This window comes from Rhodococcus sp. 5A-K4 (assembly GCF_046097995.1).
Classification (GTDB): Bacteria; Actinomycetota; Actinomycetes; order Mycobacteriales; family Mycobacteriaceae; genus Rhodococcus_F; species Rhodococcus_F erythropolis.
Genome location: NZ_JBJURM010000017.1, coordinates 101,563 through 126,586, shown reverse-complemented (window position 1 = coordinate 126,586; position 25,024 = coordinate 101,563). Strand labels below are relative to the sequence as shown.

The following is a 25,024-nucleotide window of genomic DNA, read 5'->3' as shown; positions in this document are numbered from 1 at the left end:
AAATCCGGGGGATTCGTGAACCGCCAAGATGTGAAGCACCTGCCGAACAGCGGCCAACCGGCCTGGCTGTCCGAAGCGCCGCAACCGGCTCCCGAGCCGGCGCCGACGCCGGAGCCTGTGGCACGACTGCAAGAGGTCTGGCCCACGCCACCGCCACCGTCGAGCCAACAGCAGGTGACAAACCAGGATCTGGTTGCCGAAGCTTTACTGAAACGCCCTAAACGGACGCCGCGTGGCGGATGGCGTAGAGGATTGCATCGTGCGACCGGAGGTGTGGTCAATCTGGGGGATTCGACCAACGAACAGCGCAACCGTGCACTGGCCGCCCGAATCGAGCAGCCGATCCGTAACGACTACCGAGTCGCTTTGCTCTCGCTCAAAGGGGGCGTGGGCAAGACGACGGTCACCGTCGGACTCGGTGCGACATTTGCTTCGCTTCGTGGTGACTGCGTCGTAGCGGTTGACGCCAATCCAGATTTCGGAACTTTGGCGCAACGTGTTCCGCTGCAGACCAATTCGACGGTGCGCGATCTGATTGCTGCTAGACCGGACATAAAGAGCTATTCGGACGTTCGAGTGCACACATCCCAGTCGTCGAGTCGTCTCGAGGTCCTGGCGAGTGAGCAGGATCCGGCGATTTCGGAGGCATTCAGCGAGGCGGACTATCGCCAGGTCATCGACATCTTGCAGGTCTACTACAACATCATCCTCACTGATTGCGGTACCGGGATCATGCACTCGGCGATGAACGGCGTTCTCGATCTTGCCAATTCGTTGGTTCTCGTCAGTTCGCCGGCAATCGACGGAGCGCGCAGCGCAGCGGCAACGCTCGATTGGCTTCAGTTGCACGGATACGGCCATCTGGTCGAACGGACCGTCGTCGTCATCAGCGCCGCCCGACCAGGGTCGAGCGTGATCGACATGGACGCTTTGGTGGACTATTTCATGCGTCGATGCCGCGCCGTCGAGGTCATTCCTTTCGACGAGCATCTCGCGGAGGGGTCGGTGATGGACCTCGAGTTGATGCGACCGGCCACCAGACGAGCGTTCATGGAACTGGCAGCGATGGTGGCCGACGACTTCGCGGACGCTGTGGGTCGGCACGCCGTTTCCGAGTGGCACTGATTCTGCGACCGATTTCTGCGACCGATCAGCCTCCTTTCAATGGCTTGAGCCTGAGCGGTTGCGTCCGAACGAGTCCGAGTGGATCGAGATACTCGCGTCCACGGCGCAAGCCCCAGTGCAGACACGCTTCGACAGCACACCCTTCGTGCCCGGTTTCGAGGGTTCCGATCACGGACCTGGCGGCGACGCGTTCACCTGCGCGAACGACTGCTACGACGGGTTCGTAGGTCGTGCGTAGGCCGCCGGAATGATCTATCGACACCGTCGGCTTTCCGGCGACCACTCCCGCGAACACCACAATGCCGTCGCCGGACGCGAGGACGGATTGGCCGGCACTGCCGCCGAGATCGACCCCGCGATGACCCGGCAGCCAATTCTTGGCCGGTTTGTCGAAAGCGCGTTCCACGTGCGGCCGGGGAGCGAGCGGCCAGTCGAAACGCGCGTCTGCCGACGCCGTGCCTACGGCCACACAGCAGGAGATCACGGCAACGACCACTCCTCGTCGAGCTCCGAGCAACATCGTCATTCCTTGATCTTGCGTGGAGCCACGCGCGCTTCAATGCAGATCAGACGGGTAATCCACAAGATGACCGCCGATCCACAACCGCCGGTTCGGTCTGTTGCTTCCGGGGTGGTTATGGCATCGGCGGACGAGGACGTACACTTGTCGAGCGGTCTGTGCTCGCACAGTCCGACTTCGCGCGCCCGCGCACGTTTTCCGGCCTCGGCTGGTCCTGGTTCTCACGAAACAGGTCCGACGGCCGTGCGGGTGCCAGGGCAGGGATCACCCGATCGCCTGCATCAACCGGATTGAAAGTTTGAGGTACACAGCCATGGCTGTCGTAACCATGAAGCAGATGCTCGATAGTGGAACCCACTTCGGACATCAGACCCGTCGCTGGAACCCGAAGATGAAGCGATTCATCTTGACCGACCGCAACGGCATCTACATCATCGACCTCCAGCAGACGCTGACGTACATCGACAAGGCGTACGAGTTCGTCAAGGAGACCGTTGCCCACGGCGGCACCGTCCTCTTCGTCGGCACCAAGAAGCAGGCGCAGGAGTCCATCGCTTCCGAAGCGACTCGCGTCGGAATGCCCTACGTCAACCAGCGTTGGCTCGGCGGCATGCTCACCAACTTCACCACCGTTCACAAGCGTCTGCTTCGCCTCAAGGAGCTCGAGGCAATGGAGCAGACCGGTGGATTCGAAGGTCGCACCAAGAAGGAAATCCTCATGCTCACGCGTGAGATGACCAAGCTGGATCGCACCCTCGGTGGTATCCGCGACATGGCCAAGGTTCCTTCCGCGGTGTGGATCGTCGACACCAACAAGGAGCACCTGGCAGTTGCCGAGGCTCGCAAGCTGAACATCCCGGTCATCGCGATCCTGGACACCAACTGCGACCCCGACCTCGTCGACTACCCGATCCCGGGCAACGACGACGCCATCCGTTCCGCAGCACTGCTGACCAAGGTTGTCGCTTCCGCGGTTGCCGAAGGTGTGCAGGCACGTGCAGGACTGAGCGCCGACAAGGACGCGAAGCCCGAAGCCGGCGCAGGCGAGCCCCTCGCCGAGTGGGAGCAGGAACTGCTCTCGCAGGCAGCTCCGGCTGCAGAGGCTGAGGCAGCTCCGGCTGCAGAGGCTGAGGCAGCCCCCGCCGCAGAGGCACCGGCCACCGAGGCCTGATTCGTTGAAACCGGCCCTGACCAAGAGTTCTTTTGGTCAGGGCCGTTTCACCGTTAGGCCCGAGCACCACCGTCAGGCCGTGCTTCACCGCTAGGCCGTGCTTCACCGTTAGTCCTAGGTCCGAAACAGACACATGAGGAGGCTCGCTAATCATGGCGAACTACACCGCCGCTGACGTCAAGCGGCTCCGTGAGCTCACCGGCTCCGGAATGATGGCATGTAAGAACGCACTCGCAGATGCAGACGGCGATTTCGACAAGGCCGTCGAGCAGCTGCGCATCAAGGGCGCGAAGGATGTCGGAAAGCGCGCAGAGCGCACCACCGCTGAGGGTCTCGTCGTCGCCAAGGACGGCGTCATGATCGAGATCAACTGCGAGACCGACTTCGTCGCCAAGAACGACGAGTTCATCAAGCTGGCCGATGAGATCGTGACCGTCGCTGCTGCTGGCAAGCCTGCGGACCTCGACGCTCTCAAGGCGCTCGAGCTCGACGGCAAGACCATCGACACCGTCATTGCGGAGCAGTCCGCGAAGATCGGCGAGAAGCTCGAACTGAGCCGCGTCGCTTCCTTCGACGGCCCCGTTGCCGTGTACCTGCACAAGCGCAGCTCCGACTTGCCGCCCGCTGTCGGCGTTCTCATCGAGTACACCGGCGAAGGCGATGCTGCTGCTGAGGCCGCTCGCGGCGCTGCAATGCAGGTCGCAGCACTCAAGGCAAAGTACGTCACGCGTGACGAGGTTCCCGCTGAAATCGTCGCTTCCGAGCGTCACATCGCTGAAGAGACCGCCCGCGCAGAAGGCAAGCCCGAGCAGGCTCTGCCGAAGATCATCGAAGGCCGCGTCAACGGTTTCTTCAAGGACGTCGTTCTGACCGAGCAGTCTTCGGTCACGGACTCCAAGAAGACCGTCAAGGCGATCCTCGACGAGGCCGGCGTGACCATCAAGCGCTTCGTGCGTTTCGAGGTCGGCGCCTCCGCTTAATTCGGAGCCCGTACACATGGACCCCGCCTGAAGAGCATTTGCTCTACCGGCGGGGTCTACGTGTACCTGGGGCCTCCGATGAGGCAGGATGAGAGTGCTTCGGGACGAGTCCCGGGGGCTTTCCTATGTCGCGGTGTCCGATTCGGCGGCAGAAGAAGAATGAAGGACCTACAAGGTCTTGTATCGAACTGAGGAGAACAATGTCCGAACCAGCCAACGAACGTCCAGGATTCAAGCGGGTCCTGCTCAAACTCGGCGGCGAAATGTTCGGAGGCGGCAAAGTCGGTCTCGATCCCGACGTGGTCACCAAGGTGGCTGAGCAGATCGCAGAGGTCGTTCGATCGGGCGTACAGGTTGCAGTGGTCATCGGCGGCGGAAACTTCTTCCGCGGAGCGGAACTGCAGCAGCGTGGCCTCGATCGCGCGCGCTCCGACTACATGGGCATGCTCGGCACCGTCATGAACTGCCTCGCACTGCAGGATTTCCTGGAGAAGGCCGGCGTCGATTCTCGAGTGCAGACGGCAATCACCATGGGACAGGTCGCCGAGCCGTACCTTCCGCTTCGCGCACGTAGGCACCTCGAGAAGGGGCGCGTAGTCATCTTCGGTGCCGGGATGGGTATGCCCTACTTCTCCACCGACACCACTGCTGCGCAGCGCGCGCTGGAGATCGGTGCCGAGGTAGTGCTGATGGCCAAGGCCGTCGACGGCGTCTACTCGGCCGACCCGCGTATCGACCCGGACGCGACGATGTACGAACAGATCACGCACCGCGAGGTCATCGAACGTGAGCTCAAGGTCGCGGACGCGACGGCGTTCAGCCTGTGCATGGACAACTCGATGCCGATGATGGTGTTCAACCTCCTCACCGAAGGAAACATCGCTCGCGCGGTGTCCGGTGAGAAGATCGGCACCCTGATCAAGTCGTGAGTGACACCCAAAAAATGATGCAGAACAACATGGAGGAACAGCCGTGATCGATGAAGCGCTCTTCGAGGCAGAAGAGAAGATGGAAAAGGCTGTCACGGTAGCCAAGGACGATCTCGGCTCGGTTCGCACCGGACGCGCGAACCCCGGTATGTTCTCGCGCATCGTGATCGACTACTACGGTTCGATCACGCCGATCACGCAGCTCGCGAGCATCAACGTCCCCGAGGCCCGCATGGTCATCGTCAAGCCCTACGAGGCTTCGCAGCTCAACGCGATCGAGACGGCGATCCGCAACTCGGATCTCGGTGTGAACCCGTCCAACGACGGCAGCATCATCCGCATCTCGGTTCCGCAGCTCACTGAAGAGCGTCGTCGTGAACTGGTGAAGCAGGCCAAGTCCAAGGGCGAGGACTCGAAGGTCACGCTGCGCAACATCCGCCGCAAGGCGATGGACGAACTCGGCCGGATCCAGAAGGACGGTGAAGCCGGCGAGGACGAGGTCGGTCGCGCAGAGAAAGAACTCGACAAGACCACGGCGAAGTACGTGCACACGGTCGAGGAACTCGTCAAGCACAAGGAAGCAGAGTTGATGGAGGTATAGCCTCCTCATTTGCAGTGTTTGTCGTCGGGAGTAGATCAGGGAGTTTGGGTGCACGCACAAGAGGGAACCGCCGGTGGTCCCGTCACGGACGGGCCTACGGGCGGCGCTGAGGGCGCGCAACCGCCGAAGTCGAAGGCGGGCAGGAACCTACCTGCCGCCATCGGCGTCGGAGCTGGTCTCGGAGCCTTGGTCATCGGCACTTTGATCTTCCTGCCCCCGGGATGGATCGCTGTCGTCGCGATCGCGATGTTCATCGCGACGTGGGAGGTCACCACGCGGCTTCGTGAAGCCGACATCGAGGTGCCGCGAATTCCCCTTCTCGTCGGAGGGCAAGCCACGATCTGGCTCGGCTGGCCGTGGGGACCGGTCGGGGTGCTCAGCGGATTCACCGCGACCGTCCTGGTGTGCATGGTGTGGCGGTTGTTCGACCACGGGCTCAAGGCGACCCCGAAGAACTTCCTGAGAGACACCTCCATCACGGTGTTCGTTCTGGCGTGGATCCCGCTGTTGGCGTCATTCGGTGCGTTGATGGTGCTCGAAGACGACGGCCCGGGTCGCGTTTTCGTCCTGATGATCGGTGTCGTGTGCTCCGACATCGGTGGCTACGCGGCCGGAGTGCTGTTCGGGAAGCACCCGATGGTGCCGGCTGTGAGCCCGAAGAAGTCCTGGGAAGGATTTGTCGGCTCCCTCATTTTCTGCGTCATCGGCAGCCTGCTTTCGGTGACGTTGATCCTCGACGCGAACTCGATGATCGGCGTCCTGCTCGGTGTCGTCCTGGTGGTCGTCGCGACGGTCGGAGACCTGATCGAATCGCAGATCAAGCGTGAACTCGGCATCAAGGACATGGGAACCCTGCTTCCCGGCCACGGCGGAATCATGGATCGCCTGGATTCACTCCTGCCGTCGGCATTTGTCACCTGGCTGATTCTGTACGCACTCGTCTGATTTCGCGTGCGTGATTTCTTCTCCGGCCGTTCCAAGCCGATCCCCAGCCCGAACATCTGGCATTGGCCGGACGTGTACGAAATCGAGAACCGCGCGCAGGACGTCGACGGTTCCATCTGGGCCGCGATGCGAGCCCAGGTCGACTGGTCCGGACGCGACGTCGTCGACGTCGGCTGTGGGGCGGGGTTCCATCTACCGGAGTTCGCTCGTACTGCCCGTCGTGTTGTCGGAGTGGAGCCGCACGCACCGCTGGTGAAGGCCGCGCGGGAACGAACCCGCGATTCGGCGTCGATCGACGTAGTCCAGGTTTCAGCAGAGTCCACGGGTCTGGTGGATGCTTCAGTCGATCTCGTTCATGCCCGTACGGCGTACTTTTTCGGCAAAGGCTGCGGCCCGGGAATTCGTGAAGCCATGCGCATCCTGAGGCCCGGGGGAGCCCTGCTGATCGTGGATCTCGATGTGAGCGCCGGCCCGTATGGAGAGTGGATGAGGGCGGATCTGCCCAAATACGATCCCGCGGCGGTCGAAGGATTCTTCGAGGCTCAAGGGTTCTCGCTCACGCGTGTCGACGCCCGGTGGGAGTTCGAGAATCGAGACGACTTGCGGCGGGTACTCGGAATCGAGTTCACCGAGAAGACTGCCGAGCGTGCGTTCTCGCAAGTAACGGGATTGGGCTTCACGGTGAGATACCGGATCCATGTTCGGTCCAAACCACGATCACTCGAACTTGCGTGAAAGCGGACTCAAAAGACGAACGTCAGGCGCTCCGACTTGAGCGCCTGACGTTTTCTGCACCGATTCAGTAGTAAAAAAATCAGTGATCGGTGGGGATGTGGAACAGGGTGGCGAGCTTGTGAATCTTCTTCGCCTTGGCGAGCTTGGGCAGGTCGCTGCCATCGCGCACGCGTGAGCCGTCTTCGCCGAGATCGTCGATGACATTCTGAGCCCAGATCGCGTCGGCCACGGAGGGACTCAGTCCCGCGTTGACGGGGGCAGTCTGCGCGGTGGTCATGCAGAGTTTGCCGGCCATACCGAGTGACAAGGTGATCGCACAGTCTCGGGCGAGCAGATCCAGATCGGGGCCGAGCGTGGGACCGTCGATCGGCGGAGCGATGCGTGCCGCGCGGCTGGCGATGGTGAGCCGCGAACGCGGGTACGACATCGACGTGGGGGAGTCGTCCATCCCAGTGTCGCGCCGGAAGTCGCCGCTGCCGAATGCGAGACGGAAGATGCCGTCAGTGCGTGCGATCTCGGGCGCAGCCTCGAGTCCTACCGCGGATTCGACGAGAGCAAGAATCTTGGTGCCTTCGGGAAGTCGCTCGGCCGTGGCGTCGGCCTGCTGACCGCTTTCGGTCTTTGCGAGCATGACACCCTCGAGTCCGGGGAGGCCCGCGAGTGCGGCCAGATCCTCTTCCCAGAACGGTGTCGTGGCGTCGTTGATCCGAACCCAGGCGTGATTGTGTTCGCTCAGGAATGCGGCGACATCGCGGCGGGCCGCCGGTTTGTTGGGTGCGGTGACGGCATCCTCGAGGTCGAGAATGACGGCGTCGGCCGCACTCGCGAGTGCGGCGTCGAAGGTGTCCGGTTTGGACGCGGGGACGAGGAGCCAGGATCTTGCCTGTTGCGGGGCAATACGCGAGGTCACAGGTCTCTCCATGTGAGTAGTCACATCGGGGCCTTTCGGGTGATTTCCACGACAACAATGATGCCTGCTTACTCGCGGGTAGACCCAATTGCGTAACTAGATTTCAGTCACATCTGCCGCTTCGCTGCGCGCCGGATCTGAATGATGCGAACCCCGCCTGCCAACGCCATGATCAATGCGCCCGCGATCGCGGAGAGCAGGATCGTGATTCCGAGCGGAAAGTCGATTTGCCAGGCCAGGATCTTGACGGAGACGCTCTCGAGGTTCTGCAGGATGAACACCAGCAGCATGATCAGCACGATTGCGCCGATGACCAGGCCAACCCACGTCGTCGCAGCCCTGGTTCGGTCGGTTACCGCGGTTCCGGTCGGCACCGGTTCAGGCGTCGGGTTCGGTTCGGGATCGTGTTTTTCGACTACCTTGTCCTCGCCCACCTTCGGAAGTTCCGGGTCGGGACCGAAACCGTCGGCAGGGCCGTACACGGGGGAGTTCGACGGATCCTCTGGTGTGGTTGACATGACATGATCATCACGCAACCTGCGCAAAGTTGCACGGGTAATCCGGCCACAATCGGGTGGCAGTGGGGTAGCACCCCAAAACAATGGGACAATGGTGTAACTATGGCTGCCTCTCTTCCCCTCGTTTTCACTGCACCCAAGCGCGGAATGCCTCCACGGCACCTCGCCGATCTCGATTCCGCCGAGCGCAAAGAAGCGGTGAAAGAGCTCGGCCTTCCGGCTTTCCGGGCCGATCAGCTCGCGCGTCAGTACTACGCGCGTCTCGAAGCCGATCCGGAGAAGATGACCGATCTCCCCGCATCGGTGCGCGAGAAGGTGGGGGAGTCGCTGTTCCCGACCTTGCTGACCCCGATCAAGCACCTCGCGTGCGATTCGGGCGACACTCGCAAGACCCTGTGGAAGGCGCATGACGGAACGCTGCTCGAAAGCGTCCTGATGCGCTATCCCGATCGGGCGACGCTCTGTATCTCGAGTCAGGCAGGCTGCGGAATGGCCTGCCCGTTCTGTGCGACGGGTCAGGGCGGCCTCGACCGCAACCTTTCGACCGCCGAGATCGTCGATCAGGTTCGCGAGGCAGCGGCCGCAATGCGCGACGGTGATGTTGCCGGCGGACCCGGACGCCTCTCGAACGTCGTGTTCATGGGTATGGGCGAGCCTTTGGCGAACTACAAGCGCGTGGTGGCAGCGGTACGACGCATCACTTCGCCCGCACCCGACGGGCTCGGCCTGTCTCAGCGGTCCGTGACGGTCTCGACCGTCGGCCTCGCTCCCGCTATCCGCAAGCTCGCTGACGAAGGCCTGAGCGTCACGCTGGCGGTATCGCTACACACACCGGACGACGAACTGCGCGACACACTTGTGCCGGTCAACAATCGCTGGTCAGTGTCGGAGGTACTTCAGGCTGCCCGGTACTACGCAGACAAGACCGGTCGGCGTGTGTCCATCGAGTACGCGATGATCAAGAACGTCAACGATCAGCCGTGGCGCGCCGATATGCTGGGCAAGAAGCTGAAGAAAGCACTCGGCGGGTTGGTGCACGTCAACCTGATTCCGCTCAACCCGACTCCGGGTAGCGAGTGGGACGCGAGCCCCAAGGACGTCGAGCGTGAGTTCGTGCGTCGGGTCATCGCCCAGGGCGTCTCGTGCACCGTGCGCGATACGCGCGGTCAGGAAATCGCCGCAGCCTGTGGCCAGCTGGCAGCCGAGAACTGAAACCCTCCAGGCCTGAAAAACACATAAAGAGAAGGCCTCCACGAACTTTCGTTCGTGGAGGCCTTCTCTTTGTCAGGTCTCTAGCGCGGGCGGCGACGGATGACGATGTCGCGGACCAGAACGAAGATCATCAATCCGGCAGTGCCGATGAGCCACAGATCCTCGACCTTGCCGTGATGGTTTCCGATCATCATCAGAAGCAGGAATATTGCGAAGAACCATCCGAGGAAACGGAAAAACTTGAGTCCTTCACCACTCCACCCCCATGCGGCAGAGGGAACCTCGGCCTCATCGACGTGCGAGACCACGACGGGGGCGCTGGACTTGACGTCCAACTGGGTATCGGCCACGGTCGATCCTCCTGCTCATTCGGTTGCACTACTGCCCAATATGGTGACATACGACTGCCTGTCGTACGTAGTTGGGCGTCGATAAGGTTGTTCTCAGGTGTTATCAGGAACAATGGGCGAGTGCAGGAAACCACACGTACCCGCGTCCTCCTCCTCGGCAGTACCGGTTCGATCGGTACCCAAGCGCTGGAGGTCATTGCAGCCAACCCCGATCGTTTCGAAGTAGTCGGTCTCGCAGCGGGCGGCAACAACGTCGAGTTGTTGGGCGAGCAGATTCGTGCAACCGGCGTCACGGACGTCGCCGTCGCCGATCCTGCAGCGGCATCGGCGCTGGAATCGGTAACCGCCCGTTCGGGACCGAGCGCCGTGACGGAACTGGTTCGGGACAGCGGTGCCGATGTTGTCCTCAATGCACTCGTCGGTTCGTTGGGACTCGAACCGACTCTGGCGGCGCTGAACTCGGGAGCGCGCCTGGCGCTGGCGAACAAGGAATCGCTTGTCGCCGGCGGAGCGCTGGTGACCAAAGCCGCCACACCCGGTCAGATCGTGCCGGTCGACTCGGAGCATTCGGCGCTTGCCCAGTGTCTACGTGGTGGAACAGGCGACGAAGTGGCTCGGTTGGTTCTCACCGCTTCGGGTGGACCGTTCCGTGGCTGGAGCGCCGAGGATCTCGAAAGTGTGAATCCAGCTCAGGCAAAAGCGCACCCCACCTGGTCGATGGGGCCCATGAACACCCTCAATTCGGCAACTCTGGTCAACAAGGGCCTCGAGCTGATCGAGACGAACCTGCTGTTCGGGATCGACTACGACCGCATCGACGTCACCGTGCACCCGCAGTCGATCGTGCATTCCATGGTGACCTTCTTCGACGGGTCGACGCTGGCACAGGCAAGCCCGCCGGACATGAAGCTCCCGATCGCTCTCGCTCTCGGCTGGCCGGACCGCATCGAAGGTGCTGCGTCGGCATGCGACTTCACCACCGCCTCCACCTGGGAATTCGAGCCGCTCGATTCGTCGGTGTTCCCCGCCGTCGATCTGGCGCGAAGCGCGGGCAAATCCGGCGGTTGCTTCACCGCGATCTACAACGCGGCCAACGAAGTGGCGGCTCAGGCATTCCTCGACGGTGTCATTTCCTTCCCGGCGATCGTCCGCACGGTGGCCGCTGTTCTCGACGATGCAGGTCAATGGTCCGCGGAACCGGTTACCGTGGACGACGTTCTGGCCGCAGACGGCTGGGCACGCACACGAGCGCGTCAGCTCGTGAAGCAGGAGGGCTAGAGCTTTCATGGTTTTTGCACTGGGCGTAGTGCTGTTTGCCCTCGGCATCGGCGTGTCCATCGCCCTGCACGAAGCCGGCCACATGTGGACGGCCAAGGCTTTGGGAATGAAGGTTCGCCGCTACTACATCGGCTTCGGACCGAAGATCTTCTCGTTCCGTCGAGGTGAGACCGAGTACGGCCTCAAGGCGCTGCCGCTCGGTGGATTCTGCGACATCGCCGGTATGACGGCTCTCGACGAGATGACACCCGAAGAAGAGCCGCACGCGATGTACAAGAAGGCGGCGTGGAAGCGTGTCGTCGTCATGTCCGGCGGTATCGCGATGAACTTCATTCTCGGCTTTGCGCTGCTCTACGGGCTGGCTCTCGGCTGGGGCCTGCCGGATCGCAGCGGCGATACGTTGGCAAAGGTGGGAAGTCTGTCGTGCGTCGCACCGACGCAGACCGAAGACGGAACTCTGGCGACGTGCTCCGGTGACGGTCCGGCGCAACGGGCTGGGTTGGAGCCGTCGGATGTCATCACAGCCGTTGATGGGCAACCGGTGTCGACGTCGGCCGATGTGGTGGCCAAATTGCAGCCGGTCACCGGTACTGCAGTGCTCAGCGTCGAACGCGACGGGCAGGATCTAACGATTCCAGTCGTCGTAGAACAGGCACAGCGGTGGGTGACGGATCCGGCAACAGGTGATTTGCGTTCGGCGACAGTGGGCGCGGTCGGAATGAGCCTGGGTACCGTGTCTCCACCCCTGCTCCAGTTCAACGCTTTCAGCGCAGTTCCGGGCACCCTGAGTTTCACCGGCTTCACTCTGGTCGAATCGGTCAAGGCCATGGCTGATCTGCCGGCAAAGGTCGGTGCGTTGTGGGAATCGGTGACAGGCGGCGAACGCGCCCAGGACACACCTATCAGCGTGGTTGGTGCCAGCGTTATCGGCGGTGAAGCGGCGGACCGTGCACAGTGGGCGACGTTCGTCGGACTGCTCGCGTCGATCAACTTCTTCCTCGGTGTTTTCAACATCCTGCCGCTGTTGCCGCTAGACGGCGGTCACATCGCGGTGGTCTTCTACGAGAAGATCCGCGATTGGTTCCGCGCTCGCCGCGGCTTGATTCCGGGCGGTCCCGTCGACTACACGAGACTCCTTCCGATTACTTACGTATTCATCGTGATCGGTGGCGCGTTCATGTTGCTGACACTCACGGCTGACATCGTCAATCCGATCAAGATCTTCTGACCGTGTGAGCATGGCGACGGTTGCCGCGCGGTAGTGCGGCGATCGCCCGGCTAAACTTGCAGTGAAGCTATGAAAGAAGGCACAGACGTGACCATCCCTATCGGACTGGGAATGCCCTCGGCACCCGCAGCGATTCTTGCTCCTCGACGCAAGACACGGCAGCTGCAGGTCGGCACGGTAGGTGTGGGCAGCGATTTCCCCATCTCGGTGCAGTCCATGTGCACCACGAAGACGCACGATGTCAATGCAACGCTCCAGCAGATCGCGGAACTGACCGCGTCCGGTTGCGACATCGTCCGTGTCGCCTGCCCGCGTCAGGAAGACGCGGACGCGTTGTCGATCATTGCGAAGAAGAGCCAGATTCCGGTTATCGCCGACATCCACTTCCAGCCGCGCTACATCTTCGCGGCAATCGATGCGGGATGCGCTGCGGTGCGCGTCAATCCGGGCAACATCAAGGAATTCGACGGCCGTGTCAAAGAGGTAGCCAAGGCTGCCGGTGATGCAGGCATTCCGATTCGTATCGGTGTCAACGCGGGATCGCTCGATCCTCGGTTGATGGAGAAGTACGGCAAGGCGACGCCCGAAGCGTTGGTCGAGTCCGCGCTGTGGGAGGCCGGGTTGTTCGAAGAGCACGGCTTCGGTGACATCAAGATCTCCGTCAAGCACAACGATCCGGTGATCATGGTCGAGGCTTACCGCCAACTCGCCGCGAAGTGCGATTACCCGTTGCACCTCGGCGTCACGGAGGCAGGGCCGGCGTTTCAGGGCACGATCAAGTCCGCGGTCGCCTTCGGTGCGCTGCTCGCGGAGGGTATCGGCGACACCATCCGGGTTTCGCTCTCGGCTCCGCCGGCCGAGGAAATCAAGGTCGGTAACCAGATTCTGCAGTCTCTGAACCTGCGTCCCCGCAAGCTCGAGATCGTCTCTTGCCCCTCGTGTGGCCGTGCACAGGTCGATGTCTACACCCTTGCCGACGAGGTCTCTGCCGGCCTCGAAGGCATGGAGATCCCGCTGCGCGTGGCAGTCATGGGTTGCGTCGTGAACGGACCGGGTGAAGCACGTGAGGCTGACCTCGGTGTGGCGTCCGGCAACGGCAAGGGCCAGATCTTCGTCAAGGGCAAGGTCATCAAGACGGTGCCCGAGGCGCAGATCGTCGAGACTTTGATCGAAGAAGCGATGAAAATTGCCGAAAGCATGGAGGGTGACGCTTCGGAGGGTGCGCCGGTCGTCACCGTGAGTTGAGTGATTGCCGGATGAATCTTCCCCGTCGGTGTCAGGTTCGTGGCAATCTGAGTGCATCATGATCGGGTAGTGATATTCGTGGACGCGCAGTCGAGTCGAGGGGGTTGACGGATGCTCAAACTCCTCGGAGCCAAGCAGGTCGGAAGTCGAGATCTCGAAGACGTCCGACGGGTACTCGACGCCGATCCGGTGGCCGCCTGCATGATTGCCGCGCGCGTCGAAGAATGCGGTGTCGACCCACGAATGATTCACGGCGAGCTGTGGAGTCGAGGCGGGCCGTTGTCCTCGCTGTGCTTTGCCGGGGCAAATCTGGTTCCACTTCGAGGCGATCCGGATGACATTCGGGCATTCGCTGACCGCGCCTGTCGGATTCCGCGCATGTGCTCGTCGGTGGTCGGCCGCGCCGAATTGGCGTTGCCGCTGTGGGAGATGCTCGAGCTCGATTGGGGAACTGCGCGGGAGGTTCGCCCCGAACAGCCGTTGCTCGCGGTATCCGAGCCGCTGGCATGCCCGTCGGATCCACTGGTCCGGCAGGTTCGCTCGGACGAACTCGAGATCTATCTGCCTGCCGCGATTGCGATGTTCATCGAAGAGGTTGGCGTCGATCCGCGTGCAAACGACGGTGGGCGCGGATATCGACATCGTGTGGCAAGCCTGATCGCCGCTGGTCGAGCGTGGGCGCATATCGAGGACGGCCAGGTCGTTTTCAAGGCGGAGGTCGGTTCGATGTCTGCTCGCTGTGGCCAGATTCAGGGCGTGTGGGTCAACCCGGAATTTCGTGGGCAGGGCTTCGGCGTGACCGGTACAGCGGCTGTAGCGGAGTCGATCATGGCGACCGGTCGCATTGCGAGCCTGTACGTCAACAGCTTCAATACGATTGCGCGGTCGACCTATTCGCGGGTGGGGTTCCGGCAGGTCGCGACCTTCTCGACGGTGCTGCTCGACTGAGCGTCCAAGCTGCGTGCAATGGTCGCGCCTACGCTGGGTGGAGCATTTGTCGCCCTACTATGGGGCTCGATGAACACTCGGCATTTCTCTCGTAGTCGCTCGGCCCAACTGTTGGCCTCCTGCACCGTGATTTTTTTGGCGGTGGGGATCAGTTCGTGTACTCCGAAACCCGCCGGCCCCGAGCCCGTCGCGCAGCAGTTCCTGAGTGCGTTCGGTGACAGGGACATCGACGAGGCAGCAAAAATGACGGACCGGCCTGATTCCGCGGGTCCTGTATTGAGTGACACCTGGGATGCGCTTCAGGCGGAGTCGATGACTGCCGAGACCACGTCGGTGAAGATGAACGGTGACACTGCGACGGTCGGCTACACCTACGAGTGGCACCTGCCGAAAGACCGCGTCTGGACGTACGACGGCGAGCTGCAGATGGGACGCAAGGACGGCGACTGGTCCGTCCGTTGGAGTTCGACGGACGTTCATCCGCGCCTCGGTGACAAGCAGACGATGTCGTTGCGGGCAACCGCGGCGCCGCGAGCGCGGGTCAACGAGCATTCGGGGACCGACGTCCTGGTGCCGGGAATCGTCTACCGAGTGAAGTTCGATCGCTCCAAGAGCAACGACATCATCGGTTCCGCGAACAGTCTCGCAAGTGTTCTCGGGCGGTTCGATGCGTCGCTGACCGGTCAGTCGATCGCCGAATCCTCGACGGCCGTCAAGGGTGACTATCTGGTGACGCGGCTGCGCAGTGACGACTACGACCAAGTTTCGGCGCAGTTGGGTGCGATATCGGGAGTATCGGTATCGGACGAATCGGATCTCGTGTCGACCGACCCGGAGTTCGCGCCTGACCTTCTCGGGCAGATCAAGAAGACGATCATCGACGAGGTCGACGGCAAAGCCGGCTGGAGTGTCGTCACGGTCAACCAGAACGGCGTCGACACCGACGTGTTGACCGAGACTGCGCCACAACCGGTTCCGTCGTTCAGTATCAGTCTGGACCGCAACATCCAGATCGCTGCTCAGCGCGCGGTGAACGTGAACAAGGATCAGGCGATGATGGTGGTGATCGAACCGTCGAGTGGCGCGATCCTGGCCGTCGCGCAGAACAAGGCAGCTGACCGCGACGGGCCGGTCGCGACGATGGGTCAGTACCCGCCTGGTTCGACCTTCAAGATCATCACGGCAGGTGCGGCAATTTCGACCGGTCAGGCGACCCCCGACACGATGGTGCCATGCCCGGGCCGAATCGAGATCGGCGAGCGCAGCGTCCCCAACTACAACGAGTTCGCACTCGGCACGGTGCCGATGGCAACGGCCTTCGCGCGTTCGTGCAACACGTCCTTCGCCAAGTTGGCCAGCGAGATGCAGGCAGACACGTTGACCACTGCGGCAGCGCAGTTCGGCATCGGCCAGGACTACAACGTGGTGGGATTGCCGATCGATTCCGGTTCGGTGCCGCCGGCGTCGGACCTGGTCCAGCGGACCGAAGACGGGTTCGGTCAGGGCAAGGTCGTGGTCAGTCCGTTCGGAATGGCGATGGCAGCTGCGACGGTCGCGAACGGTTCGACTCCGGTGCCGCAACTGATTTCGGGGCGCGAAACCACCATCGACGGTGAGCGCCCGGCGATCACGCCGGCCATGGTCGACGGTCTGCGCGGCATGATGCGACTCGTGGTCACGAGCGGTACTGCAGAACGCGTCGAAGATCAGGGTGAGGTGTACGGCAAGACCGGTGAAGCCGAGGTCGACGGGGGATCGCATGCGTGGTTCGTCGGCTATCGCGGCAACCTGGCCTTCGCCACTCTGGTTGTGCGGGGCGGAAGTTCGGACAACGCCGTCGCAGTCACCCGCGACATGCTCACCGCTCTGCCGGAGGGCTACTGACCCGTCAGGGGAGCAGTCCCAACCTGCGGGCGGTCACCACGGCTTCGTGGCGTGAGCTCGCGTCCAGCTTTCCCATCGCGCTTCGCAGATAGCTCTTGACTGTTTCAGGTCGAAGGGAAAGCCTTTGGCCGGCTTCGATGTTGGTGCAGCCGAGTGCGACTTGCGAGAGAACATCCACTTCACGTGGGGTGAGTGCGACGGCGGATTCGGCGTCGGCGGTAGGGCGCAGCAGGTTGGCCAAACGCTGGGAAAGTCCGCGGAGCTTGGTCTGCAAGTCGGTGTCGGTCACGGTCTGGGCGACACTGCGTAGTTCGGCGTGGACTCCGCGGATCTCTTCCGAAGACATACCGTCGGCGGTGGTCGCGGCGGCGGCCTGAAGTAGTTGCAGGCGACGATCGACCTCGTCGCGGATGGCGAACTCCATCCCGAGACGCCGGGATGCGCTGACCATGACGTCTGCTGTGCGATCGCCGAGGGGAGCGGAATCACGGATCGCGGCGTAGAGGACAGCGCGCGATTTGCCGGACACCATGACCGGAACGGCGATGATCGAATGCAGGCCCTCGCTGAGAACAGGCCGGTCGAAATGATGAGTGATGGACTGCGAATTGCCGTAATCGTTGACGGTGATCGGTGAACCCTGGGCGACGACGCGTCCGCCCATGCCCGAGCGCGGCGGGATGGCCAAGCCCTTGAGATTGTTGGTGCGGGTGCCGACGAATTCGCTCAGGTGCAGGGTTCCGTCCTGGACCTCGCCTCCGAACAGCACGGGAACAACGCCCTGAGCTGCAATTGTTCGGAGTTCACCGCGCATAGCGTCCCCGTCGCGGGGACGCAGAAGTGACGAAGCATGTCGATTCACGCAGGTACCCCTTTCTGGGGGTAGTGAAGTTCTCTTGTGAGCTAGATCATAGGGGGTGAACAGTACGTATGACGAGCCGCCAACGTAACCGGTCGGGCCAACCATACGACGATCGATAAGGAGCAAGTTGATGAGCACCGATCCCACCGCACGGGTGCGCGAGCTGCTGGACCAGTACGACACCCCGCATGCCAGCGCCGCAGAATTGCTCTGCGATCGGCATCCCGCGGATGGCGTTGCATTCACCGTCGTCGAGGCAGACCTTAGCTCGGTGGACCTCACTTACGGTCATCTACGTGAGCAGTCCGCGCGTTTCGCGGCAGCTCTGGCGGACCTCGGAGTCGAGCCGGGTGACAACGTCGCGACCTTGATGGGCAAGTCTGCGGACCTCGTGGTCGCACTCCTCGGAATCTGGCGCCGGGGCGCGGTCCACGTGCCCTTGTTCACGGCGTTCGCTTCGCCGGCCATCGCTTTCCGCTTGACGGCCAGTGGCGCGAAGGTGGTCGTTTCCGACGCCAATCAGCTCGACAAGCTCGCGCCGGGCGAGGACATCCCCGCCGACGCAGCGTGGCAGGTCATCGTCGCGGGCGGCGCGGCCGGTGACGAGTTGGACTTCGATGCACTTGTCGCAGCTCAGGATGCCGAAGACCCGAAGGGCGCTGCTCAGGCAGTCGGCGGCAACGCACCGATGGTGCAGTTGTTCACCAGTGGCACCACGGGGACACCCAAGGGCGTGCCGGTTCCGGTGCGCGCGCTCGCGTCGTTCCACGCCTACCAGGAGTTCGGCCTCGACGTCCGTCAGGACGACGTGTTCTGGAACGCCGCAGACCCGGGCTGGGCGTACGGGCTGTACTACGCGTTGCTCGGTCCGCTTGCCGCGGGAACGCGAAGCATTCTGCTGCACGCCGGATTCTCCGCGCCGCTGACGTGGCAGATCATCGAGAAGTTCGGTGTCACCAATTTTGCCGCTGCTCCGACCGTGTACCGCAGTCTGCGTGCCGACAAGGCACCCGTTCCGGAAGGCATCTCGTTGCGCCGCGCGTCCTCGGCCGGTGAGCCCTTGACTCCGGATGTTGTTGCGTGGTCGAAGAACTCGTTGGGCGTCGAGGTTCGTGATCACTACGGCCAGACCGAGCACGGCATGTTCATCGTCAACGCCTGGGCCGACGGACTCCGCGAGGACGTCCGTCCCGGATCCATGGGTCGTCCGTTGCCGGGCTGGTCTGCCGCTGTGCTGGAGGACAATTCGGATGACATCGCACCGGCCCGCACTCAGGGCCGCGTTGCGATCGATACTCACAACAGCCCGTTGATGTGGTTCACCGGGTACGTCGATGCGCCGGAGAAGACGAAGCAGCGATTCAGCGAAGACGGTCGCTGGTACATCACCGGTGACGCCGGAATGACGGACGAGGACGGATTCTTCTTCTTCTCCTCGCGCGACGACGACGTCATCATCATGGCGGGCTACCGCATCGGTCCCTTCGACGTCGAGAGCGTGCTGGTCATGCACGAGCATGTCATCGAGGCGGCAGTGGTGGGCATGCCCGACGAGTTGCGCGGTGAGGTTCTCGAGGCGTTCGTCGTACTTCGCGAAGGTGTCGACGGCGACGACGAACTCGAGAAGGAACTGCAAACCCTGGTGAAGAAGAAGTTTGCAGCACACGCGTACCCGCGCACAGTGCACTTTGTTCCGAACCTGCCCAAGACCCCGAGCGGCAAGGTTCAGCGGTACATCTTGCGGAAGGGATAAACCCCTTGCTGTGCGCCTTTATTAACCGCGGGCGGTTAATAAAGGCGCACAGCAAGGTCAGCGCCGACGGATTCTGCCGACCACCATGAGGGCGATCAGGGTAACTGCGAGCAGCAGTGTCGTATTTGCTGCGGCAAGAAATACCTGGCCGCGGTCCGTGAGTCCGAAGATGCTGACCGGCAAGGTCTTCCATGTCGCCGGGTAGACCATGACCGTTGCGCCCAGCTCACCCATCGACAGTGCGATGGAAAGCCCGGCGGCCGCACCCAACGCTGGGAGCAGCAGCGGTAGCGTCACCCGGGTCAGCACCCGCACTGGGCCGGCGCCGAGTGATTCGGCAGCTTGACGGTAGGCGGGATCGAGCCGTTCGAGCGCGGCCGATACGGAACTGAAGGCAAAGGCAAGCACCAAAACCGTGTGAGCGAGAATCACGATCCATTTGGTGCCGCCGAGCAGCAGTGGGCGCTCGTTGAAAGTGATCAACAGACCCAAGCCGATCGCGACCGACGGAACTGCAATCGGTAAATGGAATACGGCATCGGTGATGCGCCGCAGCCACATCGGTGCCTCACGAGAGGCCAGCGCGGCCCACGTTCCGACGATCAATGCCAATGCCCCCGCGATGAATGCAGTCTGCAAACTGACGATCAGGCTGGCGAAGTTCTCGTCGGACAGCGCCGTGGAGAAGTTCTTGCCGCCGAGATTCGACGGAAGTGGACCGGTCCACGATCCGGCCAAGGCAGCCGCGACGACGGTGGCGATGGGCGCGACAAAAACCACCGCGACGACGAGGGTGAAGAATCCGAGTACGAGAGCCCTAGAGCTTCGTGTCCACAGCAGCACGGCTGCCTCCCATCAATCTGTTGAAGGTGAATCGGTAGAGGCAGTACAGGCCGAGTGAGAGTGCGACCTGGACCGTCGCGATCACTGCCGCGCCGGGCAAGTCGAAGGTGACAATGCCGCGGGTGTAGATGAGGACCGGAAGAGTTACGACGTCTTTTGCTCCGGTGAAGAGCACGATGCCGAATTCATTCAGTGTCATCAGAAGTACGAGTGATCCACCGGCCAGGAGGGCTGGCCACGCTTCCGGCATCACCACCTGCCGCAGAACTCGGACGGGTGACGCGCCGAGACTGGCTGCAACGTCGAGCTGTTCACGCGGAATCTGGGTGAACGCGGCCAACAGCGGACGCACGACAAAGGGCGTGAAGAAGGTGATTTCGGCCGCGATGACTCCGAACGGAGTGTTCAGGAAGTTCAGCGGGCCGCTCGCGTCGCCGGTGATGCTGATGATCAAGGCGTTGACGGCGCCGGCCGTGCCGTACAGAAACGTGAACGCCAGCGTGATCAGGAATGACGGCAGGGCGAGCACGGTGTCGATCAATCGCCCCACCACCTTGGATCCGGCGAATGGAACGAAGGCAAGCACCAAGGCGAGGAAGGTTCCCAGGATCAGGCACCCCAGAGTCGACGCCACGGCGATCTGGATGGTCCGCCAGAGTGCGGTCCTGAACAGTTCCGAACCGAGCACGGAGGACCACGTGGACAACCCGGTGCCGCTTCCGGTGCTCAGCGATTCCGTGAGGACACGCGCAGTGGGGTAGACAGCAAACACGAGGACTAGAAGCAGTGGCGGTAGCGTCCACCCGATCCGGCGCCACGGGATCGGGTCTTTGTGCTGGGGCACAGCGGTTTCGGGGCGTTCCAAGGTTGTCGTCATGGGTGGCGATCCGCCGGAACCAGGACACTGCCGTCCGTGGGCAAGACGACGCCCACTTCGGTGTCGACCGGTCGTTCGTCGTGCCCTGGAACATCCGCGTCGACGCGGACGTCGTCGAGGCCACGGACAGCCAGCGTCAGACGCGTCGTGGAACCGCGCCAGACGCTCGAGACGATGCGCGCCGGGAATGATCCTCGTGCGCCGACGCCGGTTACGCCTACCGCGTGTGGACGAACACACAGGTAGGCGTCCATGTCGGACTCCCATTCGATGTGCCCGATCTCGGGCTGCGGGGCGTGAGCGGTGAACGGCGTGCCACCGATCGAGACCAGTGCGGAGGTGCCGATGACGCGTGTGACGGTGCAGGGCAGCAGGTTGGCACCCCCGAGGAAGGCCGCGGTGAAGCTGGACGGCGGGCGTTTCCACAAGGCCTCGGCGGTGTCGATGTCCGCGAGTCTGGCGTTGCGCATCACTGCGATTCGGTCTGCGAGCGCCAGGGCTTCACTCTGATCGTGCGTCACATAGAGCATGGCTGTGTCAGGTAGTGCGGCGCGCAGTCTCGCCAGTTCGCCGAGCATGCTCTCGCGAAGTTGCGCATCCAGGGCGGCCAGTGGTTCGTCGAGGAGGAGTACTCCAGGGCGAATTGCCAAGGCTCGGGCGATTGCGATTCGCTGCTGTTGACCGCCGGAAAGCTCACGGGGAAGGCGCTTTCCGTACGCCGACATCCCGACCATGTCGAGGGCTTCGGCTACGCGAGGGCCGATCTCCGAGCGCGGCACGCGATGGGCTCGGAGTCCGAAGGCTACGTTCTCGGAAACTCGCATGTGCGGGAAAAGAGCGTACGACTGAACGACGACGCCGATACCGCGTTGTGCGGGAGGCAGATTGGTGACGTCTCGGGTGCCGAGCTTGACGGAACCGGACGTGGGGCGGACAAATCCCGCGAGGGCCTTCAGGGCGGTCGACTTGCCGGATCCACTGGGCCCCAGCAGTGCCACAGTTTCACCCGGTGCCACTCGCAGATTGAAATCGACGAGTGCATGGGTTGCGGTCTTCCCGCGGCCGTAGGCGACGTTGACGCGATCGAAGGTGATGGCCGGAGCGGAATGTTCGATCGCTCCGTGAACACCGACGGTCTCGGGGAGCGTCCGCCCCAGTCTGGTTCTTGCCATGATCAGCTCCCGGTGGCTTTCTGGTAAGCGGCGATGTCGGCGTCGAGCGAGCTGAGGACGTCGTTCCAGTTCGGGGTCCACACGTTGACGCCCTGCAGAACTCCCGAAGGCGTGTTCTTGTCGGTCGATTCACCGGCACTGCTTCGGACGTCCTCGCGGACCGATACGCCGAGTGCATCGGTGGCGACGGTCTTCTGGGATTCTTCGGAGAGCAGGAACTCCATCAACTTCTTGGCTTGTTCGCTGCTCGGTGCGCTCTTGGCGAGGCCCATCACGTAGGGCAGTGCAATGGTGGTGCGAGTGCCGTCGGCTCCCGCGGGGAAGAAGATGTCGAACTTCGAGCCGTCGTCGGCGATGGAGGCGAGGTTCATCTGGACGTCACCGTTGGCGACCAGGAGTTCCCCGTTGCTGACCTTGGGCTGGAGCTTTCCGGTGGAGGACGAGGGACCGACGTTGTTGGCCTGGAGCTTTCCGAGGTAGTCGAGTGCGCCTTCCTTGCCCATCAGATGCTGGAGCAGCAACAACACCGCGGTACCGTCGCCGGCCTGGCCGGGCGTGGAGTACTGCAACTTGCCCTTGAACTGATCAGTGAGCAGGTCGTCCCAAGATTGTGGGGCGGGTGACGCAGTCGGATTGGCGATGAACGAGAGGTAATTCTCGACGACGGGTACGTATTTGCCGGCGTCGTCCTTCTCGTCCGCGGGAACGGCGGAGGTGTCGATTCCGCTGGGCTCGAGCAGACCTTGGGCGTCGGCCTTCTGGATGAACGGCGGCAGCGTGATGATCACGTCCGCCTGTGGGTTGGACTGTTCCTTCTCGACCCGCGAGACGACCTCGCCGGATCCGGCTTCCACGAGGTTGACGGCGATACCGGTCTGCGCGGTGAAGGCGTCAAATCTTCCCTTGTACCAACCGGACAGACCGTCGGCGCTGTAGACGGTGACGGTTTCGGTGTCTGATCCGGCAGCAGTGCCGGTGCCACCGCAGGCAGTGGTGAACGAAAGGACGGACACGGCGAGAGCGGCCGCAGCGATGCTCGGGCGTAGACGCATGACGATTCCTTTTTCGGAGGTGAGATCAGGAGTGGGTGAGGAGTTCGGCGAACTCCGTCACCGACGGGACGATGTGGGTGGCTCCGGCGTCGCGAAGCTGTTGCTCGTCGTGTGCGCCGGTCAGAGTTCCGGCGACGATGGATGCGCCGGAACGAATGCCGCTGAGCACGTCGTTGGACGTGTCGCCGAGTACGGCGATCTGGTGGACGTCGTCGATCGAAAGTTTGAGCAGGGCAGTCAGAATCAGGTCCGGGTACGGTCGACCGCGACCGGCCTCGGCGGGGGAGAGGGTGAGATCGGCGAGGGTTTCCCAGCCGAGCGCGACGAGGAGTTTGTCCTGCGTCGATCGGCTGAACCCGGTGGTCAAGGCAACTTTGATGCCGGCCTCGCGCAGTGTGGTGATCGCCTTCTCCGCGCCAGGGATCGGCTCGGCCAGCCCCTGGTCGATGAGGGAATCGTAAGTGGTTTCGAATGCGGCGTTCGCGGCCTGGGCGCGGTTCTCGTCACCGAAGATCGCCCGGAACACGACGATCTTCGACTGGCCCATGGTGTCGAGGACGTACTGGCGAGCGGCGTCGGCTTCCGGGCCTTCGGCAGGCAGTCCGCCGGCTTCGGCAGCGGCGGCGAACGCGCGAAGAACCAGTCCGTCGTCGGCGACGGTGGTGCCGGCCATGTCGAGAACGGCAAGGGTGATGGGAGACATGAGAAGTCTTTCTTGTCGGAAGGATTCAGAGACCGAGCTGGTCGGCGGTTTGTTCCGCCAGTGCCGGGCCGAGCGTCATGCCGCGACCACCGGGACCGGCAACCACCCAGACGTTGTCGGCGGCTTGTGCGCGGTGAACAAGTTGTGAGGGGTCGAGGCACTGGCTGTAGACGCCCGCCCATCGCTTGACGATGGGCGGAAGATCGCGCCCCAGAAGTGTTTCCACCACTTCGGACAGATGGCGATAGGGCGCCTCGTCGACGTCGAAGTCGAAGGGCTCCTCGTATTCGTGGGTGTCACCGATGGTCAGACCGCCGTGCAAGCGCTGCACGCACAGGAGTTGCATGCGGTGCTCCTCGGCAGTCGGTTCCTGTGGCTGCACCGTGCGAAGGTGATCGAGGGCAGATCCGGCGAAACCGGGGTAGTAGCGGAAGCTGTCACCGTCAGCGATTGCGGTGGTGAGCTTTTCGCCGAGTGGGGCGGTCTGCATCATCTGCAGGCGCACACGTCGCAACGGGAGATCGCCGGCGAGATCGCGGGCCAATCCGCCGAGTGTTGCTCCGGGGCAGACGATCACGAGATCGGCGTCGAAGTTGCGACCGTGGTCGTCGCGGATGTGTACGCCGGGGGTGTTCGTCGTGATCTCGCGGGCTTCCGTTCCGGCGTGGAAGGTGTAACGGCCGGTGGATTCGAGGTAAGAACGGATGGCGGGGAGCGCTTGCCGTGACTCGACAGCGGCGTCCAGGGTGCAGTGCAGTCCGCCGAGAAACTTGCCCCGGAGCGCGGGGTTGACGACGCGAACGGCGTCGGGATCGAGAAGTGCGAACCCTCGGTTGTCGGCGTCCGGCCGAGCGAATGCTTCCTGCGCGACCGCGACCTCCTCCTCGGTGCGCATGAGGGTGATGGAGCCGGCCGGGCGGTATCCGACGCCGGGGACACGGGCGGCAAGGTCCGCCCACAGCTCGCGCGAACGCAGCGCGGCTTCGAGTTCGTGCGGAGCGCGCCCGGATACCCAGACCAATCCGAAGTTCCGTACCGTTGCACCGCGGGCTTCGGGCTCGCGTTCGAGATGGATGACGTCGTGTCCCCGGCGGATTGCCTCGTCGGCGTGCGCCGTTCCGAGGATTCCTCCGCCCACAATCAAAATTCGCATGTAGAGATAGTGACGTTTGGTCTAGACCAA

General features: G+C 62.8%; 25 protein-coding genes. 14 read left to right on the top strand and 11 right to left on the bottom strand.

The features are described from left to right. Positions 1-15: 15 nt before the first annotated feature. On the top strand, positions 16-1,125 hold the full coding sequence (locus tag ACKAMS_RS21685; RefSeq protein WP_408989504.1) for an AAA family ATPase: 1,110 nt from the start codon (positions 16-18) through the stop codon (positions 1,123-1,125). Between the two features lie 25 nt (positions 1,126-1,150). Here the strand turns inward: ACKAMS_RS21685 and ACKAMS_RS21680 are convergent, their stop codons facing one another. After that, positions 1,151-1,645 carry a M23 family metallopeptidase gene (locus ACKAMS_RS21680; protein ID WP_408989503.1) on the bottom strand — a complete coding sequence of 165 codons (495 nt, stop codon included), beginning with the start codon at positions 1,643-1,645 and terminating at the stop codon, positions 1,151-1,153. A gap of 313 nt (positions 1,646-1,958) precedes the next feature. Between ACKAMS_RS21680 and rpsB the strand changes: the two genes are divergently transcribed. The 6 genes from rpsB (at position 1,959) to ACKAMS_RS21650 (ending at position 7,006) form a co-directional block, all read left to right on the top strand. Then, positions 1,959-2,816, top strand: coding sequence for a 30S ribosomal protein S2 (rpsB, locus tag ACKAMS_RS21675; RefSeq protein ID WP_003942709.1), 858 nt, complete (start codon positions 1,959-1,961; stop codon positions 2,814-2,816). Between the two features lie 152 nt (positions 2,817-2,968). Further along, a complete protein-coding gene (tsf, locus tag ACKAMS_RS21670; RefSeq protein WP_019747987.1) occupies positions 2,969-3,796 on the top strand; it encodes a translation elongation factor Ts in 828 nt (275 codons plus the stop codon). 200 nt (positions 3,797-3,996) lie between these two features. After that, on the top strand, positions 3,997-4,725 hold the full coding sequence (gene pyrH / locus ACKAMS_RS21665; RefSeq protein WP_019747988.1) for a UMP kinase: 729 nt from the start codon (positions 3,997-3,999) through the stop codon (positions 4,723-4,725). A gap of 43 nt (positions 4,726-4,768) precedes the next feature. Beyond that, a complete protein-coding gene (frr, locus tag ACKAMS_RS21660) occupies positions 4,769-5,326 on the top strand; it encodes a ribosome recycling factor (RefSeq protein ID WP_003942777.1) in 558 nt (185 codons plus the stop codon). Positions 5,327-5,374: 48 nt separating this feature from the next. Next, the gene (locus tag ACKAMS_RS21655; RefSeq protein ID WP_003942673.1) at positions 5,375-6,271 is read left to right on the top strand and encodes a phosphatidate cytidylyltransferase; all 897 of its coding nucleotides are present in this window, start codon (positions 5,375-5,377) and stop codon (positions 6,269-6,271) included. A gap of 6 nt (positions 6,272-6,277) precedes the next feature. Next, positions 6,278-7,006 (top strand): class I SAM-dependent methyltransferase, encoded by a 729-nt coding sequence (locus ACKAMS_RS21650; RefSeq protein WP_408989502.1) that lies wholly within the window; start codon positions 6,278-6,280, stop codon positions 7,004-7,006. A 79-nt stretch (positions 7,007-7,085) separates the two neighbouring features. On the opposite strand, the gene ACKAMS_RS21645 is transcribed toward ACKAMS_RS21650, so the two are convergent. Continuing rightward, positions 7,086-7,928 (bottom strand): CoA ester lyase, encoded by an 843-nt coding sequence (locus ACKAMS_RS21645; RefSeq protein WP_030244636.1) that lies wholly within the window; start codon positions 7,926-7,928, stop codon positions 7,086-7,088. Between the two features lie 95 nt (positions 7,929-8,023). Beyond that, complete coding sequence (locus ACKAMS_RS21640; protein WP_408989501.1) at positions 8,024-8,434, bottom strand: lipopolysaccharide assembly protein LapA domain-containing protein; 411 nt, start codon at positions 8,432-8,434, stop codon at positions 8,024-8,026. 102 nt (positions 8,435-8,536) lie between these two features. Here ACKAMS_RS21640 and rlmN point away from each other — a divergent pair, with 102 nt between their 5' ends. Beyond that, positions 8,537-9,646: a 23S rRNA (adenine(2503)-C(2))-methyltransferase RlmN gene (gene rlmN / locus ACKAMS_RS21635; protein ID WP_019747992.1), complete on the top strand. Its 1,110-nt coding sequence runs from the start codon at positions 8,537-8,539 to the stop codon at positions 9,644-9,646. A gap of 80 nt (positions 9,647-9,726) precedes the next feature. On the opposite strand, the gene ACKAMS_RS21630 is transcribed toward rlmN, so the two are convergent. Next, on the bottom strand, positions 9,727-9,996 hold the full coding sequence (locus ACKAMS_RS21630; protein ID WP_019747993.1) for a DUF2631 domain-containing protein: 270 nt from the start codon (positions 9,994-9,996) through the stop codon (positions 9,727-9,729). Between the two features lie 120 nt (positions 9,997-10,116). Between ACKAMS_RS21630 and dxr the strand changes: the two genes are divergently transcribed. The 5 genes from dxr (at position 10,117) to ACKAMS_RS21605 (ending at position 16,579) form a co-directional block, all read left to right on the top strand. Next, positions 10,117-11,274: a 1-deoxy-D-xylulose-5-phosphate reductoisomerase gene (gene dxr, locus ACKAMS_RS21625; RefSeq protein ID WP_408989500.1), complete on the top strand. Its 1,158-nt coding sequence runs from the start codon at positions 10,117-10,119 to the stop codon at positions 11,272-11,274. A 7-nt stretch (positions 11,275-11,281) separates the two neighbouring features. Further along, a complete protein-coding gene (locus tag ACKAMS_RS21620) occupies positions 11,282-12,502 on the top strand; it encodes an RIP metalloprotease (RefSeq protein WP_019747995.1) in 1,221 nt (406 codons plus the stop codon). Between the two features lie 87 nt (positions 12,503-12,589). Beyond that, positions 12,590-13,747: a flavodoxin-dependent (E)-4-hydroxy-3-methylbut-2-enyl-diphosphate synthase gene (ispG, locus tag ACKAMS_RS21615; protein WP_007734888.1), complete on the top strand. Its 1,158-nt coding sequence runs from the start codon at positions 12,590-12,592 to the stop codon at positions 13,745-13,747. A 111-nt stretch (positions 13,748-13,858) separates the two neighbouring features. Then, positions 13,859-14,695 (top strand): GNAT family N-acetyltransferase, encoded by an 837-nt coding sequence (locus ACKAMS_RS21610; RefSeq protein ID WP_003942692.1) that lies wholly within the window; start codon positions 13,859-13,861, stop codon positions 14,693-14,695. Between the two features lie 69 nt (positions 14,696-14,764). Then, a complete protein-coding gene (locus ACKAMS_RS21605; RefSeq protein ID WP_020907378.1) occupies positions 14,765-16,579 on the top strand; it encodes a penicillin-binding transpeptidase domain-containing protein in 1,815 nt (604 codons plus the stop codon). Between the two features lie 4 nt (positions 16,580-16,583). Here ACKAMS_RS21605 and ACKAMS_RS21600 read toward each other — a convergent pair whose 3' ends face one another. Beyond that, positions 16,584-17,393 carry a LuxR C-terminal-related transcriptional regulator gene (locus tag ACKAMS_RS21600; RefSeq protein ID WP_060939588.1) on the bottom strand — a complete coding sequence of 270 codons (810 nt, stop codon included), beginning with the start codon at positions 17,391-17,393 and terminating at the stop codon, positions 16,584-16,586. Positions 17,394-17,571: 178 nt separating this feature from the next. Between ACKAMS_RS21600 and ACKAMS_RS21595 the strand changes: the two genes are divergently transcribed. Next, positions 17,572-19,194 carry an AMP-binding protein gene (locus tag ACKAMS_RS21595; RefSeq protein ID WP_019747998.1) on the top strand — a complete coding sequence of 541 codons (1,623 nt, stop codon included), beginning with the start codon at positions 17,572-17,574 and terminating at the stop codon, positions 19,192-19,194. A gap of 57 nt (positions 19,195-19,251) precedes the next feature. Here ACKAMS_RS21595 and ACKAMS_RS21590 read toward each other — a convergent pair whose 3' ends face one another. The 6 genes from ACKAMS_RS21590 to ACKAMS_RS21565 are packed head-to-tail and all read right to left on the bottom strand — an operon-like array spanning position 19,252 to position 24,994. Further along, positions 19,252-20,037 (bottom strand): ABC transporter permease, encoded by a 786-nt coding sequence (locus tag ACKAMS_RS21590; RefSeq protein ID WP_029255145.1) that lies wholly within the window; start codon positions 20,035-20,037, stop codon positions 19,252-19,254. Then, positions 20,012-20,914, bottom strand: coding sequence for a 2-aminoethylphosphonate ABC transporter permease subunit (locus ACKAMS_RS21585; RefSeq protein WP_019748000.1), 903 nt, complete (start codon positions 20,912-20,914; stop codon positions 20,012-20,014). The genes ACKAMS_RS21590 and ACKAMS_RS21585 overlap by 26 nt, the downstream gene beginning before the upstream one ends. After that, positions 20,911-22,086, bottom strand: coding sequence for an ABC transporter ATP-binding protein (locus tag ACKAMS_RS21580; protein WP_020907382.1), 1,176 nt, complete (start codon positions 22,084-22,086; stop codon positions 20,911-20,913). Before ACKAMS_RS21580 ends, ACKAMS_RS21585 begins: the two co-directional genes overlap by 4 nt. Positions 22,087-22,088: 2 nt before the next feature. Continuing rightward, positions 22,089-23,138 (bottom strand): 2-aminoethylphosphonate ABC transporter substrate-binding protein, encoded by a 1,050-nt coding sequence (locus tag ACKAMS_RS21575; protein WP_020969356.1) that lies wholly within the window; start codon positions 23,136-23,138, stop codon positions 22,089-22,091. A gap of 25 nt (positions 23,139-23,163) precedes the next feature. Next, positions 23,164-23,841, bottom strand: a complete 678-nt coding sequence (locus ACKAMS_RS21570) for a phosphonatase-like hydrolase (RefSeq protein WP_019748003.1) — start codon at positions 23,839-23,841, stop codon at positions 23,164-23,166. Positions 23,842-23,866: 25 nt separating this feature from the next. Beyond that, positions 23,867-24,994: a TIGR03364 family FAD-dependent oxidoreductase gene (locus tag ACKAMS_RS21565; protein WP_408989499.1), complete on the bottom strand. Its 1,128-nt coding sequence runs from the start codon at positions 24,992-24,994 to the stop codon at positions 23,867-23,869. Positions 24,995-25,024: the final 30 nt, after the last annotated feature.

What these genes read in the sequence shown, in the direction of transcription:
- ACKAMS_RS21680 (WP_408989503.1), bottom strand. Translation starts at nt 1,645, where the DNA reads ATGTTGCTCGGAGCTCGACGAGGAGTGGTCGTTGCCGTGATCTCCTGC.
- rpsB (WP_003942709.1), top strand. Translation starts at nt 1,959, where the DNA reads ATGGCTGTCGTAACCATGAAGCAGATGCTCGATAGTGGAACCCACTTC.
- tsf (WP_019747987.1), top strand. Translation starts at nt 2,969, where the DNA reads ATGGCGAACTACACCGCCGCTGACGTCAAGCGGCTCCGTGAGCTCACC.
- pyrH (WP_019747988.1), top strand. Translation starts at nt 3,997, where the DNA reads ATGTCCGAACCAGCCAACGAACGTCCAGGATTCAAGCGGGTCCTGCTC.
- ACKAMS_RS21645 (WP_030244636.1), bottom strand. Translation starts at nt 7,928, where the DNA reads ATGGAGAGACCTGTGACCTCGCGTATTGCCCCGCAACAGGCAAGATCC.
- ACKAMS_RS21640 (WP_408989501.1), bottom strand. Translation starts at nt 8,434, where the DNA reads ATGTCAACCACACCAGAGGATCCGTCGAACTCCCCCGTGTACGGCCCT.
- rlmN (WP_019747992.1), top strand. Translation starts at nt 8,537, where the DNA reads ATGGCTGCCTCTCTTCCCCTCGTTTTCACTGCACCCAAGCGCGGAATG.
- ACKAMS_RS21620 (WP_019747995.1), top strand. Translation starts at nt 11,282, where the DNA reads ATGGTTTTTGCACTGGGCGTAGTGCTGTTTGCCCTCGGCATCGGCGTG.
- ACKAMS_RS21610 (WP_003942692.1), top strand. Translation starts at nt 13,859, where the DNA reads ATGCTCAAACTCCTCGGAGCCAAGCAGGTCGGAAGTCGAGATCTCGAA.
- ACKAMS_RS21605 (WP_020907378.1), top strand. Translation starts at nt 14,765, where the DNA reads ATGAACACTCGGCATTTCTCTCGTAGTCGCTCGGCCCAACTGTTGGCC.
- ACKAMS_RS21600 (WP_060939588.1), bottom strand. Translation starts at nt 17,393, where the DNA reads ATGCGCGGTGAACTCCGAACAATTGCAGCTCAGGGCGTTGTTCCCGTG.
- ACKAMS_RS21595 (WP_019747998.1), top strand. Translation starts at nt 17,572, where the DNA reads ATGAGCACCGATCCCACCGCACGGGTGCGCGAGCTGCTGGACCAGTAC.
- ACKAMS_RS21585 (WP_019748000.1), bottom strand. Translation starts at nt 20,914, where the DNA reads ATGACGACAACCTTGGAACGCCCCGAAACCGCTGTGCCCCAGCACAAA.
- ACKAMS_RS21580 (WP_020907382.1), bottom strand. Translation starts at nt 22,086, where the DNA reads ATGGCAAGAACCAGACTGGGGCGGACGCTCCCCGAGACCGTCGGTGTT.
- ACKAMS_RS21575 (WP_020969356.1), bottom strand. Translation starts at nt 23,138, where the DNA reads ATGCGTCTACGCCCGAGCATCGCTGCGGCCGCTCTCGCCGTGTCCGTC.
- ACKAMS_RS21570 (WP_019748003.1), bottom strand. Translation starts at nt 23,841, where the DNA reads ATGTCTCCCATCACCCTTGCCGTTCTCGACATGGCCGGCACCACCGTC.
- ACKAMS_RS21565 (WP_408989499.1), bottom strand. Translation starts at nt 24,994, where the DNA reads ATGCGAATTTTGATTGTGGGCGGAGGAATCCTCGGAACGGCGCACGCC.